Here is a 12,515-nt window from a genome sequence, read left to right as displayed (position 1 = left end):
TCTTTAGCCGGTCAGCGTGGGTAGTAGCGAGATGAGGATGGGCACAATGCCCAGGCAGATAAAGGCGGGTAGCGAGCACAACCCGAGGGGTACTACGAGCGCTACAGAGAGCTTTCCGGCGGCGCGTTCTGCCGCGCGGCGTTCGTTGAGGCGGTGGGCATCGGCTAGGGAGAGCAGTAGCGCCGTGCTGGGTGCGCCGCCCGTGTAGGCGGGGGCGAGTGCATCCCGCAGCTCACCGAAGGTTCCCGCCGCGGACCCCGACCAGGCACTCCCCCAATTGCTACCCATCTGTAGGCGCTGGCAGACCGTGTGCAAGGGTCGGCTGTTGAGCGCCTCGGCGAGGGTGCCCAGTGCGGCGAGCGGTGCGAGCCCGGCTCTCAACTGCGCGGCGAGTAGTTCCAGCACGAGGGCGGTATCAACGGGCGGCATATTCGAGGTTTGTTCGGCTCCATTACTTGCCGCGCTCTCCACCTCCGCCCGATGCACGAGCGCGGCGGTCCAGCGGCGCCCGGCGAAGGCAAGCCCCAGCCCGAGCAAACCGGTGAGCGCCCCGAGAATGGATCCGGTCAGCACGCCCACGGGGTCGCTTCCCATGAGCACACCCAGCCCGAGGCCGAGCAACGGTAGCCAGGAGAGAATCCTGCCGGTGGCGCGCGGTGCGGCGAGGGCGCTCTGCCTACCCAGGAGCGCGTCAATGCGTTCTTCGGCGTGTTCGGCGGCGCGTTCCAGGCTCGTGGCGAGCGGCGCACCGGCGCTCTCGCTCATGCGCAGGCTCAGCTGCAGGTCGTGCAGGCGCTCGCGGCTGTGCGGGCGCATCCGGGCACTGTTTTCGAGTAGCTGGACGCAGGCGAGGTGCGCGGGGGCACCCCAGGAGGTAACCGTGGCGAGAGCCTGCGTGAAGCGGCGGATATCTTCGGCGCACCGCTTGTGCCCGTAGTCTTCGGAAAGGGACCCTCGTGCCCGTCGGGGTCGGGCGCTTTTCCGGGCGGCTGTTTTCTTCGCGCGCGTTTTCCCCGTACCCGGCACCAGCTCGCCCTCCCCGAACTGCCCGGACTCCCTGAGTTGCCCGGAGCCCGGGTCGGCGTGCACCGCCTCCTGCAGGGGGATACCGGCGCGTAGGTTCAGGGCGAGGGTGCGTAGCATGAGCGGCCACATGCGCATTTCCTCGGCGCTGGCTGCTCCGGCGATGCGCCCAGCTAGACGCTCAGCCCAGCGTTCGCGAAGGCTTCCGTTGCTCTTCTCGTTCTGCTGCATTACTTCCTCCTTTCACGTTTTCTGCTTCCCCATTTCGGGGTGGCTAGTACCCAACTTCAGAGCCAGTAGAAATACGCCTGACCTGCAGGTACTCTTCACTCCCCTGTGTGGCGGGGTGCAGACTGTAGATACCCTCGATGCGGCGGCGACCATCCCGGTGTTCCAGGTGGATAATGCGTTCAAAAGCAGTCGCCGTATGTAGAGCAACCGTTCTACTATCCAGCCCGGCGAGTGCACCCAGGGCGCACAAACGCAGGGGCACCGCCTGCGCGCTATTGGCATGCAGGGTCGTTCCAGCACCGCGGTGACCGGTGTTCATGGCGGTCAGCAGGTGCACCACCTCCGCGCCGCGGCACTCACCGACCACGAGCCGATCCGGGCCCATGCGTAGCGCCTGCACAATGAGCTCACCCAGCCCGATTTCGCCGGCGCCTTCGGAGTTGGCGGCGCGGGTTTTGAGGGCAATAACCTGCTCATGCTGCGGTGCAAGTTCCGGGGTGTCTTCGAGCAAAATGAGGCGCTCCTGCGGCGTGCACAGCCCCAGCAGGGCATTGAGCAGGGTGGTTTTGCCAGTGCCGGTGCCCCCGCTAATGAGGAATCCGCGGCGTTCGGCAATCATGCGGCGCAGGTAGGCGGCGGTCGCCTCATCGCACAGCCCCGCAGCCTGCAGCTGCGCCAGGGTGGGGCGCTCGCGGGCGGGTAGGCGCACGGAGAGCCGGGTGCGTTCGCTCAGCGGCGGGATAATCGCATGGATACGCCTGCCGTGCTCATCGCTAATGTCAGCCGCCGGATGCGCGGCATCCAGCTGCCCGCCGTGCCTGCGGATGAGCCGCTCGGCGAGGTCACGCACGCGCCGCTCATTGCCGAGGCTCAGCGCCACGGGGCGGGTGGTTCCGTTGATGCCCACCCAGATATCACAGGGTGAGTTCACGTAGATATCGGTGATGGTTCCGGCGCGTTGCCCCTCGTCAAGGAGCAGGTCGAGGGCGCCGAGACCGTAGAGTTCCGCGGCGAGGTAGCGCAGCGCGGTCTGCCGGTTGACGGGCACGTATTCCACGCTGGGGTAACTCCAGGAGGCGGGCGCGGGTTGCACCGTTTTGGTGCGGAATTTTCGGGGCTTCATCACATTAGTTCCGCCTGCGCCCGTTCCTTCTGCGTTCGTGTTCCCCAGGTGTCCACCGTCGATGGCGCAGATTGCCTCGTCCACGGCGTTTTCGAGAATCTCGCGGAGGGGCTGGGATTCTTGGAGTAACCCACCACCCGCGGCACTCGCAGCGTTTGCACTGCCCGCGGCAGCTACACCCTCTGCGGGCGGTCGCTCCTCTGCCTTCTCAAACCCGGCGCTGAACCCGCCACTAAAACCGCCCAGGGCGATAGCGCTCATCTGCGGCGAGCGCAGAATCAGCTCGCGGGCGTGCAGGGCGACGGCGCGGGCGCGATAGTCTTCGGGAATGAGCAGGGCGGGTAGCGAGTGCGCGCCGGTGTTCTGGACGCCCGTATTCTGTGCGCCCGGCTGATTCACGCCCTGTGCGGCACGCAGCGGGCAACCGTTGGGGCTGCCGGGATTGTTGGCAGGGTGCCCGGCGGGATTGTTGGCAGGGTGCCCGGCGGGATTGTTGGCAGGGTGCCCGGCGGGATTGCTGGAGGGGTTCATGGCGGGGTTCATGGCTCTAGGAGAGCATTGCGCCCGCCCCAAATGCTTAAGAGAATGATCGTTCTGTGGATAACTCCTCGCGCACCCCGATATATCCGCGATGCACGCACCTCAAACGAACAAAACGCACGCATCCGGCGCTTTTATGACAAACCGCGGCGCATTCAGCCCCCTCCCGCCGTACTTTTCGCACGCGCCCCGAACCCACCCCTTCCGCAAACCGCCCGCCCGCGACCGCAAACCGCACGCCTTCGCACCCAGTCACCGATAATGGAAGAATGTACGTTCTGCTCAGTCCTGCCACCGGCGCGGGTATTACCGCCCAGACCGGCACCCCCGCGCACCCGGTCACGTCGGCTATTGCCGCGGGTGCGTCCCCACGCGATGCTCAGCCAGTGACCTCGTGGGGTGCTTTTCATTTTTCGGCGCCGACCGCTGAGCAGTTGCAGGACCCGACCTTTATTCCGCGGATTACGCGTGCAGATCGGGTAAGTGCGGCGAATCTTCCGGCGTATGTGCGAGAGGTGGAACGGCAGGTGGCAGATTCGGCGCAGGCGCGTTTTCCCCGCTGGATTTGGGCTGATACCCGCCACGTTGACCCGCTACTTCTGCGCCGCGGGGTGCGGGTGCATCTGTGCCATGATTTGCGTCTGGTGCAGCGAATTTTGACGACTGCCGCTACGCATCCGAACGGTTTTGTGGAGTACAGCCCGGTGCTGGATCTTTCTGATGTGCGTGAGGCGGCTGAGCCTCAGGGGTATCTGCCGGTGGCGCGGCAGATTCAGGGTCAGGAGGAGCTGTTCGGCGCTGATTTTTTGAGTGCGCCCGCTACCTCTTCCGCCGCATCCGCCGGTTCTCCTGCTGATTCCTCCCCGGATTTCCTGGAGGCGGCGCCTCATAAGCCTTTTGCCCCGCAGTTGGCGGCGGGCCCGGTGACTCTGCTGCCGGAGCATCCAGTGGTGCGTGTGCTGATGCGTGAGTGGTTGGCGCAGGCGCGCGCTATTAGCGAGTCGAGGCACCCGGAGCGACTGCGTCTTTTGGCAGCGGCTGAGTCTGCTGGTGCATTGGTGGCGGCTGAGATTGGTTATTACGGCATCCCGTTTAATGTGCAGGCGCATCATGAGCATCTGTGCGAGTTGTTGGGGCCGCGGCCGGTACCTGGGGAGCGCCCGCAGAAGATGCAGGAGTTGGCGGAGCAGATTCAGCGCATGCTGTTTATGCCGTCGTTGAACCCGGATTCACCGCAGGATCTTTTGCGTGCTTTGCAGTCTGCGGGGGTTTCGGTGAAGTCTACGCGTTCGTGGGAGTTGAAGAGTTGGGCGGATGCGATTCCGGCTCAGCGGCAGAAGCGTTGGGCGATGATTGACCCGATTCTGCGCTATAAGAAGCTGTACCGTATTTGGACTGCTAACGGCTGGACGTGGGCTGATACGTGGGTTTCTGAGGGTGCGTTCCGCCCGCATCTTGAGGTGGGCGGCGCCGCGACCGGGCGTTGGGGTGCTTCCGGCGGTGGTGCGTTGCAGCTTCCGGCGGAGATTCGTCAGGCGGTGCAGGCGCCGGAGGGTCAGGTGCTGACGGTGACGGACGGCTCGCAGATTGAACCGCGTATTCTGGCGGCGTTGAGCCGTGATGAGGCGCTCGCTTCGGCGGGTCGTGGCGCTGACCTGTATGCGGGTATTGCCGAGCTGGCGCGCATGAAGGGTGTGGGTTTGACGGAGCGTTCCCACGCGAAGGTGGGCATGCTGGCGATTATGTATGGCGGCCGCAGCGGTGAGATTGGCGCCCTGTTGCCGCATGTGGCGGCGCTTTTTCCGCAGGCGATGGACTTTACGGAGCGTGCCGCGCGTATTGGTGAGGCGGGCGGTCAGGTGACGACTTTTTTGGGTCGTACCTCCCCGCCGGTGGATGAGCGTTTCCGTGAGATTGTGGCTGATCGGTCTTCGCCGGCGGCTGAGTCGCGTGCGGTGTCGAGTGCGCGTGCACACGGGCGTATGACCCGCAATTTTATTGTGCAGGGTACGGCAGCTGAGTGGGCTCTGTGTTGGATGGGCGCGGTGCGTTCTCGTCTGTTGTCGGAGCGGATTTTTGGTATGCCGATGCGCACCCGCATTGTGTATTTTTTGCACGATGAGCTTCTGCTGTGTGGTCCCGAGCTGGAGGCCGATCGCGTGGAACGTATTGTGCGTGAGGGCGCTGCGGAGGCGGCGCGTCTGCTGTTCGGTCGGGTGCCGGTTGATTTTCCGGTGTCGGTGGCGCGGGTGCGCAACTACGCTGAGGGTAAATAATCTGCGGTAAATAATCAGCCGCGCATAAGCGGCACCGTGCAACAGCGAAAATAGGGGCGGCGGGTAGCTTCATTCAAGCTACCTGCCGCCCCTATCTGCGCACTATTCTGCACCCTGTATCCGCTGGTCAGGCACTTATTCTGTGAAGAGCTTTACTCCTCGTAGCCGGGTGCCGGGCGCATCTTTTTTGTATCCCAGGGCACGGTCCAGCCGAGCGAGTCGAAGATCCGGTCCAGCAGAATTGCGGTGAATCCCCAGACGGTGAATTCTTCGCCACCGGGCATGCGCACCTCGAAGGCAGGAGTGCGGTGTGAGGTGCGGCCGCGTTTGACGTAGGCGGTGTGCCGGTTGGCGGGGTTGAGCAGGTCGCGCACGGGTACGCGGGCGATGAGCGCGGACTCGTTGTGGTCGACGACTTCGACGGGCACGGGGCTGTTCCACCAGCCGATGACGGGAGTGACCATGAAGTTGCTGATGGGTAGCGGCAGGGTGTGCAGCTGGCCGAGGATCTGCACGCCGGCGGGGTCGAGCCCGGTTTCTTCGACCGCCTCGCGCAGGGCGGCGATGTGGGCGACGGGTTCGCCGGTGGTTTCGGCAAGCGCGTAGTCTTCGGGGTCGATTTTGCCGCCGGGAAAGGCGGGCTGACCGGCGTGTGAGCGCAGGGTTGCGGCACGTACGAGGAGCAGTACATCCAGGTCGGCGCTGACGTTGTCGGGGCAGCCGTCAAATTCGCCGGTGGAGGGCGAGTTATCGAGCACGCCGAAGAGGATCAGCACGGCGGCTTCTTTGCTCAGGGGGCTGGCGGGTGCGCTGCGCAGCAGGGCTTGGACGTCGAATTCCACGCCGCCCTCTGCGAGAGCCGCCAGTGCCTGCTGGGCGGGGTGCTGTGCATCCTGCCCCGCCGGTTCGGGTTGCACCTGTTCGGATTGCACCTGTTCGGGTTGCGCCGGTTCGGATTGTACCGACTGCTCGGGTGCGCTCATCTGTGTACCTCTCTTCTGCGCGGATGCATTCCGGTTCGGCTCAGTCGCCGTTAGGCACTGAGCGGGTAGCCTTCTGCCATGAGTTCGCGGCGGGTTGCGCCCTGCAGGAATCGCAGGTGCAGGTCTTCTCGGCCGGGTGCCATTTCGTATTTCATGAGTTTACGTGCTGCCTGTTCGTTCGTCTCCCCAGCGCCATAGGACGGGCAGAGATCGGCGACGGGGCATACGCCGCAGGCGGGCTTTTTGGCGTGGCAGATGCGGCGGCCATGGTAGACCATGCGGTGTGAGAAGAGCGTCCAGTCTTTGCGTTCGATGAGTTCGGCGACGTCTTTTTCGACCGTCTCGGGGGCGTCTGCGGTGGTGAATCCCATGCGGCGGGCGAGGCGGCCGAAGTGGGTGTCTACGGTCAGTCCGGGCACGTCGAAGGCGTTTCCGAGGACCACGTTCGCGGTTTTGCGGCCGACTCCGGCGAGTTCTACGAGCTCTTCGAGGGTTAAGGGGACCTGCCCGTTGTGGCGTTCGACGAGCTGCTGGGAGAGCGTGACGATGGAGCGTGCCTTGGCGCGGTAGAAGCCGAGGGACTGAATGTAGGGTTCGACCTCTTCGGTACGTGCGGAGGCGAGCGCGGCGGCGTCCGGGTAGCGTGCGAAGAGTGCACCGGTGACGGAGTTGACGCGCACGTCGGTGGTTTGTGCCGAGAGCACGGTGGCGATGAGTAGCTCGAAGGGGTTGTCGAAGTCGAGTTCTGCGACGGCGTAGGGGTAGGTTTCGCCGAGGATGCGGTTGATTTTGCGGGCGCGGCGCACGGTGGCGAGGTGGCTTTCGGGTGCGCGGGCGTTGAGGCGGCGGGCGGCGGCTGCGGCTTTGAATTCGGGAACAAATCGGATCTGCAGGAGCGATTCGGTGTCCTCTGCTGCGGTGTTCTGTGCGCCCGCTGCGGGCTGGGTGGCGTTCTCGGTCATAGCGCGAGGGTACCGGGCTTGGGCGTGTGGGCGGTAGCGAGGTTCACCGTACTTGGCCCGCTCCCCATCATTTTCTGGGCAGTTCGCGCCGGCTAGCGCTCAGTGGGCGCTCACTGTGCCACACTGGTTTTATGTCAGATACGATTTTTGTGCTTAACGGACCGAATTTGAACCTGCTTGGGCAGCGCCGCCCCGAGGTGTACGGCTACACCACTCTGCACGATATTGAGCGTATGGTGCGTGAGCGCGCGGCGGATCATGGTTTTGATGTTGAGTTTATGCAGTCGAATCATGAAGGTGCGCTGGTGGATGAGATTCAGCGTGCTCGTACTCGTGGCGCGGCGATTATTATCAACCCGGCGGCGTACACGCACACGTCGGTGGCGCTGCACGATGCGCTGGAGGCGGCTGAGCTTCCGGTGGTTGAGGTGCATCTGTCGAATGTGCATCGTCGTGAGCAGTTCCGTCATCATTCGTTTGTGTCGCCGCAGGCTACCGCGGTGATTGCCGGTGCGGGTGCGTACGGCTATGTCATGGCGGTTGATTTCCTGGCGCAGCATTTGGCGGAATAACAGCGCAGCATTTGGCGGAATAGCCCAGCGCTTCGCGGAATAACAGCGCGCCGCCTCCTTTCGTTAAATAGTTCAGGCTCCCGTTCCTCGTGTGAGGGCGGGAGCCTGAACTTTTATCGCTATTTAGCGGCTAGTTACTTGCGGCAGGTGCCGGTGGAGACTGCGGCGGTATTGTCGCCGCCTTCGGCCAGTGCCTGCTTGAGGGTGCTTGCGGTGATGGCGTAGCCGGTCTGGCCGGTGGTTGCCCTACCGAAGATCACGCCGACCACGTTGCCGTTTTCGTCGAGGACGGGGCCGCCGGAGTTGCCGTGCTGCACGTCGGCTGCCAGCTGGTAGACCTGGCGCATGGCGTTGGCGCGGCCGGTGTCGGCGTCGATGGTCTGGGTGTTGCCGATGCCCTGCACGGTGGCGGGCAACGCCTTGAACGGGCCGCCCTTGGGGTAGCCCATGAAGGTCACGAGGCTACCTGCGGTGGCGTTGGTGCCGATGTTCAGCGGTTCGAGCGGCAGCTTGGGCACGCTGATGAAGGCGAGGTCCTGTTCGGTGTCCATGTAGACGATGGTTCCGGGCCAGGTGCGGCCGCGGGAGTCCTGCACGACCGGGGAGGTCACGCCGGCGACCACGTGGGCGTTGGTGACGACCAGGCCGTTATCCGCCACGAAGCCGGAGCCGGTGGAGGTGTAGCCGCACTGCTCTGCGGCGCCCAGAATCTCAACCACGGAGGCAGCCGCCCGGTCCAGTGCCGCGGATTCTACGGTCTCGGTGGGGGCGCTGGTTTCGGGGGCGATGAGCTGGCTGACTTCCGGAATGGTTCCGAAGGCGAGCACGTCATTGCGTACCGTGTTAATGCGGTCCTTGACGACCTCGGGGGTGGAGGCGACCATCCAGGAGAGGGTCTTGGAGTCGCTGAGCGCAGTGTTGAGCTGCGGGATGGGTACGGTGCGCATGGAGATGGTCAGCACGACCATGACCAGGGCGCAGGCGGCGAGGTTCAGCACGCCACCGAAGAAGCGTTCTACGCCCTTGAGCGGGGTGATATCGGTGACGCGGCGGATGGTGCGTCCAGCAACGAGGCCGAGCCACTGTCCGATGGTCAGGCAGATGACGAGCACACCGACGGCGGTAATGAGGCTCCACTGGGTTCCTACGGATGCCACGGCAAGGGGTACGAGCCAGGCTGCGGCGCAGACGCCCAGACCCAGGCCGAGGAAGGTTCCGAGGGTGGTGAAGAATCCGCTGCGGACTCCGGCGAGGAAGTAGAGCAGCAGAATGATGGGGATAGCAATATCAAGCAGGTTGATGCCAGTCGTCACGACTAATTGCCTCCTTGGTGGGTAGAAATGGTCACGGTGTGCCCATGTGGTTGGTGCGGGCTGTGCCCGGTGAGTGTGGCGGCGCGTTAACACCCAGTGGTGGGTGCGGCGGGCTTGTGTTCCCGGGGTTTTTGGGCTCGGGTTTCTGCCTCGTCGCATCGTACCGTGTGTGGAGGCGGGTGCCTCCTTGTCATGAGGGTGTCTGCGTGCTTGGTACCGAAAAAAGTACACACCTGAATGCCTGATATTAGGTGCTGAACCTGTGGGTAAGCTTTGAATTTTCTCGGAAGAAATAACTTTTGCTGTAAAGCTCGCCCTATCGGAATGCATAAAGCGCTTTTTTAGGGTACGCTCATATCAGTTGAATATGTCACACTAGCTTGAGCCTTCTCACATTTCAGATGTTGAGACGCATGGCACCGGTTCGGGCTCACTCACTGAACATTTACGAGTTTCGGCTCATCACCTCATATCTAGGAGAACTTTATGGATCTCGAGATCCTCCGTCGTACCCCTCTCTTTGCTAACCTCGACGACGCAGCTTTCGCTCTGCTGACCGATGACATTCAGGAGATTGACCTCTCCCGCAACGCTGTCCTTTTCTACGAGGGTGACCAGGACGACCAGCTCTTCGCTGTGCTCTCCGGTAAGGTCAAGCTGGGCCGTACCGCCGCTGACGGCCGCGAGAACATGGTCGCGATTATGGGTCCCGGTGATGTTTTCGGCGAGATGGCTCTCTTCGACCCCTCGCCCCGTTCGACCAACGCTGTGGCTGTTTCTGAGACCCGCTTGGCTGCCATTAAGCACGAGTCCTTCAAGCGCGCACAGCAGCTGGATCCTTCGATCTCCGATCAGGTTATTAAGACTCTGGCTCGCCGCCTGCGCCACGCTAACGAGGCACTGGCTGATTTGGTCTTCTCCGACGTTCCCGGCCGCCTCGCTAAGGCGTTGCTGGACCTGGCTGACCGCTTCGGCCGCCCCGCAACCGACGGTGTGCTCGTTGCTCACGAGCTGACTCAGGAAGAGCTGGCACAGCTGGTTGGCGCATCCCGCGAGACCGTGAACAAGGCACTTGCCGAGTTCGTTTCTCGCGGCTGGATTCGCTTGGAGGCACGCGCAGTTGTCATTCTGGACCTGCCCCGCCTGCGCCAGCGTTCTCGCTAAGGTCTCTTTGAGTTAGGGTATTCTAGGATGCCCTCACTGAAAGACGCACAGCTTAAATAGATCAGGAGCCGTTTCCCTCTGCATGGGGAAACGGCTCCTAATTTCTTTAACGCTTCATCGTACGAGCGAACGGCTGCAATACCCTCTTAGAGCGCACCCATCGCGCCGGTGTAGATGGAACCGGTGGTAGCCGGAACCACCTCGGTGAAGGAGAGCATGCACGCACCGTTGTGGGTGACGAGCACGGGCTTCTTCACCTCAATATTGCGGCGCTTAGACAGCCACGCCACGGAAGTCTGTGCCTTCGCCAGGGATTCGAGCAGGCACATCACGCCGGGGGTGATGAGCTGGTCGAGGGTGCGTCCCACCGTGTTGGGCTGGCCGATGCGGTCGCCCAGTTCGCTGGTGTCCTTAGCTTCGAGCAGTTCACGCACGTTCAGCCAGTCGCCCCACACACCCTTACCGAGCAGCAGCTTCGGGTCCTGGCCTACGGGTAGCGCCGTAGTGAAGTAGGCAATGTCGTAACGCTTGAGGAAGAAGTCCGGGGACTGCCAACGCGCCACGGGGCGCAGCAGGTCGGCGCGCACGCTCAAACCACTGGAGGTCAGAAAGTCTGAGAAGCTCTTGTCCTGTGCCGCAACCGCTTCACGCCAGCTCATGAGCTCGGGAGTGCTGGAGCGCTCCACCACGTCCTGGTCGTCCTCACCGGCAAGTAGGATGCCGGTCTCTTCGAAGGACTCACGGATGGCAGCCATGACGCTGCGGCGTGCCTGAGTAACGTCAGAGAAGTGGAACTGTTCTTCCCAGTATTCGGCGCCGGGGCCGACCCAGGAGGCCGCCTCATCATCACCGGGAAGAGCCGTACCACCGGGGAAAGCCACCACGCCCAACGGAGAGGTGCCGGGGCGGTAGGTCAGAATCGTTTCAAGGCCGTTGTCACCATCGCGCACAAAAATGACGGATGCCGCCTGGCGCATCGTACAGCCGGTCGCACCTTCGTTACCGCCTTCACGCCAACTTTCGGCTGCGGTGCGCATGAACTCGGGAATCGTGTAGAGACGCTGGATGCAGGAGGTTCGCGGGTTAGCCGCAGACTGGCGGCCGGTAAACATGCGGGGGCGTTCCACGCCTTCAGCCGGGGTGGGGGTGCCGAAGCGGCGTTCCTGCACCGGCAGGGGCAGAGTCTTGATATCCTGCGATTCGCCGGATCCGTGACCGTCGATACCGTTCACCGTCTTTTGGGCGCCACTTTGTGCTGCCCGCTGAGCCTGGGCAGCACGAATAGCAGACAGCGGCAGCGCGCCGGTGTACAGATTAGACATATTCAACAATGATCTCGACCTCTACGGGCGAGTCCAGGGGAAGAACGGGAACGCCGACGGCGGAGCGGGCGTGCTGGCCTGCCTCACCGAAGATTTCGCCGAGCAGTTCGGAGGCACCGTTAATGACGGCGGGCTGAGCGGTGAAGTTCACCTCGGATGCCACGAAGCCGACAACCTTCACGACGCGCTGCACGCGGTCCAGGTCGCCAATGACGGACTTGACCGCTGCCAGGGCGTTGAGCAGGCTGATACCCGCGTACTTCTTCGCATTCTCGGGGGTCACGAAGCCTTCAGCACCGGAGTCGGACACCTTACCAGTTTCGGGCAGGGCGCCCTCAACGAAGGGCAGCTGGCCGGAGGTGTACACGTAGGAGCCGGAGGTCACCGCGGGAACGTATGCGGCAACGGGGGCGGGTGCTACGGGCAGTTCGTAACCGAGTTCGCGGATACGTGCTTCAATACGGGATTCAGTCATGATTACTCCAGAAGGATGGCGGGTGATGGCACCCAAACGGTGATAGGGGAAATGCCGTAAATCTAAACGCTACTGATATTCAGGCAGCTGTTAAACGGCTAACCGGCGGCCTTCCTCATCTATTCCCGCGCTCCCCTAGTTAAAGGAGAGCCGGGATAGCGAGGTGACCGCCGGGTACGCTGCTCTTAGTCAGCCTTCTCGCGCTTAAAGTAGGCGATGGGGTTGCCCTGAGTCGGAGCGACCATGTTCGATGCGGGGGTTGCACCGGCAGGTGCGGAGGCACCGGGCAGCACGGTGACGAGCTCCCAGCCATCTTCACCCCAGTTATCGAGGATTGCCTTGGTCGTGTGGATCATCAGCGGTACAGTTGCGTATTCCCATTTCTTCATACCCTCTAGCCTAGCTTTCAGGGTCGAATAAGTAAAAGGGATTAACTATGGTTTCGGTCAATGTCCGGGGCTTTTTGGGGCTTTATTCTCAGCGCTGAGGCGCCCACCTCCCTGTGGGGCGGCGAGACGGGCTTTCTCTCAC

The 12,515-nt window shown here is 63.0% G+C and carries 11 protein-coding genes; 3 read left to right on the top strand and 8 right to left on the bottom strand.

The features are described 5' to 3' along the window. Window positions 1-3 precede the first annotated feature (3 nt). Both ROTMU0001_RS03995 and ROTMU0001_RS03990 read right to left on the bottom strand, forming a co-directional pair. Window positions 4-1,254, bottom strand: coding sequence for a type II secretion system F family protein (locus ROTMU0001_RS03995; protein WP_005508263.1), 1,251 nt, complete (start codon window positions 1,252-1,254; stop codon window positions 4-6). 43 nt (window positions 1,255-1,297) lie between these two features. Then, window positions 1,298-2,920 carry a TadA family conjugal transfer-associated ATPase gene (locus tag ROTMU0001_RS03990; protein ID WP_005508261.1) on the bottom strand — a complete coding sequence of 541 codons (1,623 nt, stop codon included), beginning with the start codon at window positions 2,918-2,920 and terminating at the stop codon, window positions 1,298-1,300. A gap of 266 nt (window positions 2,921-3,186) precedes the next feature. On the opposite strand from ROTMU0001_RS03990, the gene ROTMU0001_RS03985 reads away from it, so the two are divergent. After that, entirely contained in the window at window positions 3,187-5,193 is a 2,007-nt protein-coding gene (locus ROTMU0001_RS03985; protein ID WP_005508260.1) for a bifunctional 3'-5' exonuclease/DNA polymerase, read from the top strand. A 152-nt stretch (window positions 5,194-5,345) separates the two neighbouring features. Here ROTMU0001_RS03985 and ROTMU0001_RS03980 read toward each other — a convergent pair whose 3' ends face one another. Both ROTMU0001_RS03980 and nth read right to left on the bottom strand, forming a co-directional pair. Beyond that, window positions 5,346-6,176: an NUDIX hydrolase gene (locus ROTMU0001_RS03980; RefSeq protein ID WP_005508259.1), complete on the bottom strand. Its 831-nt coding sequence runs from the start codon at window positions 6,174-6,176 to the stop codon at window positions 5,346-5,348. Window positions 6,177-6,226: 50 nt separating this feature from the next. Further along, window positions 6,227-7,138 (bottom strand): endonuclease III, encoded by a 912-nt coding sequence (gene nth / locus ROTMU0001_RS03975; RefSeq protein WP_005508258.1) that lies wholly within the window; start codon window positions 7,136-7,138, stop codon window positions 6,227-6,229. Window positions 7,139-7,269: 131 nt separating this feature from the next. On the opposite strand from nth, the gene aroQ reads away from it, so the two are divergent. Beyond that, a complete protein-coding gene (gene aroQ, locus ROTMU0001_RS03970) occupies window positions 7,270-7,710 on the top strand; it encodes a type II 3-dehydroquinate dehydratase (RefSeq protein WP_005504658.1) in 441 nt (146 codons plus the stop codon). A 134-nt stretch (window positions 7,711-7,844) separates the two neighbouring features. Here aroQ and ROTMU0001_RS03965 read toward each other — a convergent pair whose 3' ends face one another. Continuing rightward, window positions 7,845-9,023 (bottom strand): MarP family serine protease, encoded by a 1,179-nt coding sequence (locus tag ROTMU0001_RS03965; RefSeq protein WP_005508255.1) that lies wholly within the window; start codon window positions 9,021-9,023, stop codon window positions 7,845-7,847. 486 nt (window positions 9,024-9,509) lie between these two features. On the opposite strand from ROTMU0001_RS03965, the gene ROTMU0001_RS03960 reads away from it, so the two are divergent. Next, the gene (locus ROTMU0001_RS03960) at window positions 9,510-10,187 is read left to right on the top strand and encodes a Crp/Fnr family transcriptional regulator (protein WP_005504653.1); all 678 of its coding nucleotides are present in this window, start codon (window positions 9,510-9,512) and stop codon (window positions 10,185-10,187) included. Window positions 10,188-10,333: 146 nt separating this feature from the next. Here ROTMU0001_RS03960 and ROTMU0001_RS03955 read toward each other — a convergent pair whose 3' ends face one another. From ROTMU0001_RS03955 to ROTMU0001_RS03945, 3 genes are all read right to left on the bottom strand, one after another. Beyond that, on the bottom strand, window positions 10,334-11,509 hold the full coding sequence (locus ROTMU0001_RS03955) for an NUDIX hydrolase (protein WP_005508254.1): 1,176 nt from the start codon (window positions 11,507-11,509) through the stop codon (window positions 10,334-10,336). Next, the gene (locus ROTMU0001_RS03950) at window positions 11,502-11,984 is read right to left on the bottom strand and encodes a RidA family protein (protein ID WP_005508253.1); all 483 of its coding nucleotides are present in this window, start codon (window positions 11,982-11,984) and stop codon (window positions 11,502-11,504) included. The genes ROTMU0001_RS03955 and ROTMU0001_RS03950 overlap by 8 nt, the downstream gene beginning before the upstream one ends. A gap of 185 nt (window positions 11,985-12,169) precedes the next feature. Next, the gene (locus tag ROTMU0001_RS03945; protein WP_005504647.1) at window positions 12,170-12,373 is read right to left on the bottom strand and encodes a DUF4177 domain-containing protein; all 204 of its coding nucleotides are present in this window, start codon (window positions 12,371-12,373) and stop codon (window positions 12,170-12,172) included. Between the last annotated feature and the right edge of the window lie 142 nt (window positions 12,374-12,515).

It is taken from the genome of Rothia mucilaginosa ATCC 25296, assembly GCF_000175615.1.
In the GTDB taxonomy this organism is placed as follows: Bacteria; Actinomycetota; Actinomycetes; order Actinomycetales; family Micrococcaceae; genus Rothia; species Rothia mucilaginosa.
The sequence above is the reverse complement of the archived record's forward strand: the minus strand, read 5'-3'. Positions and strand labels throughout refer to the sequence as shown.

Bases quoted from the DNA above. Each gene is read 5' to 3' on its own strand.
- ROTMU0001_RS03995 (WP_005508263.1), bottom strand. From the start codon at position 1,254: ATGCAGCAGAACGAGAAGAGCAACGGAAGCCTTCGCGAACGCTGGGCT.
- ROTMU0001_RS03990 (WP_005508261.1), bottom strand. From the start codon at position 2,920: ATGAACCCCGCCATGAACCCCTCCAGCAATCCCGCCGGGCACCCTGCC.
- ROTMU0001_RS03985 (WP_005508260.1), top strand. From the start codon at position 3,187: ATGTACGTTCTGCTCAGTCCTGCCACCGGCGCGGGTATTACCGCCCAG.
- ROTMU0001_RS03980 (WP_005508259.1), bottom strand. From the start codon at position 6,176: ATGAGCGCACCCGAGCAGTCGGTACAATCCGAACCGGCGCAACCCGAA.
- nth (WP_005508258.1), bottom strand. From the start codon at position 7,138: ATGACCGAGAACGCCACCCAGCCCGCAGCGGGCGCACAGAACACCGCA.
- aroQ (WP_005504658.1), top strand. From the start codon at position 7,270: ATGTCAGATACGATTTTTGTGCTTAACGGACCGAATTTGAACCTGCTT.
- ROTMU0001_RS03960 (WP_005504653.1), top strand. From the start codon at position 9,510: ATGGATCTCGAGATCCTCCGTCGTACCCCTCTCTTTGCTAACCTCGAC.
- ROTMU0001_RS03955 (WP_005508254.1), bottom strand. From the start codon at position 11,509: ATGTCTAATCTGTACACCGGCGCGCTGCCGCTGTCTGCTATTCGTGCT.
- ROTMU0001_RS03950 (WP_005508253.1), bottom strand. From the start codon at position 11,984: ATGACTGAATCCCGTATTGAAGCACGTATCCGCGAACTCGGTTACGAA.
- ROTMU0001_RS03945 (WP_005504647.1), bottom strand. From the start codon at position 12,373: ATGAAGAAATGGGAATACGCAACTGTACCGCTGATGATCCACACGACC.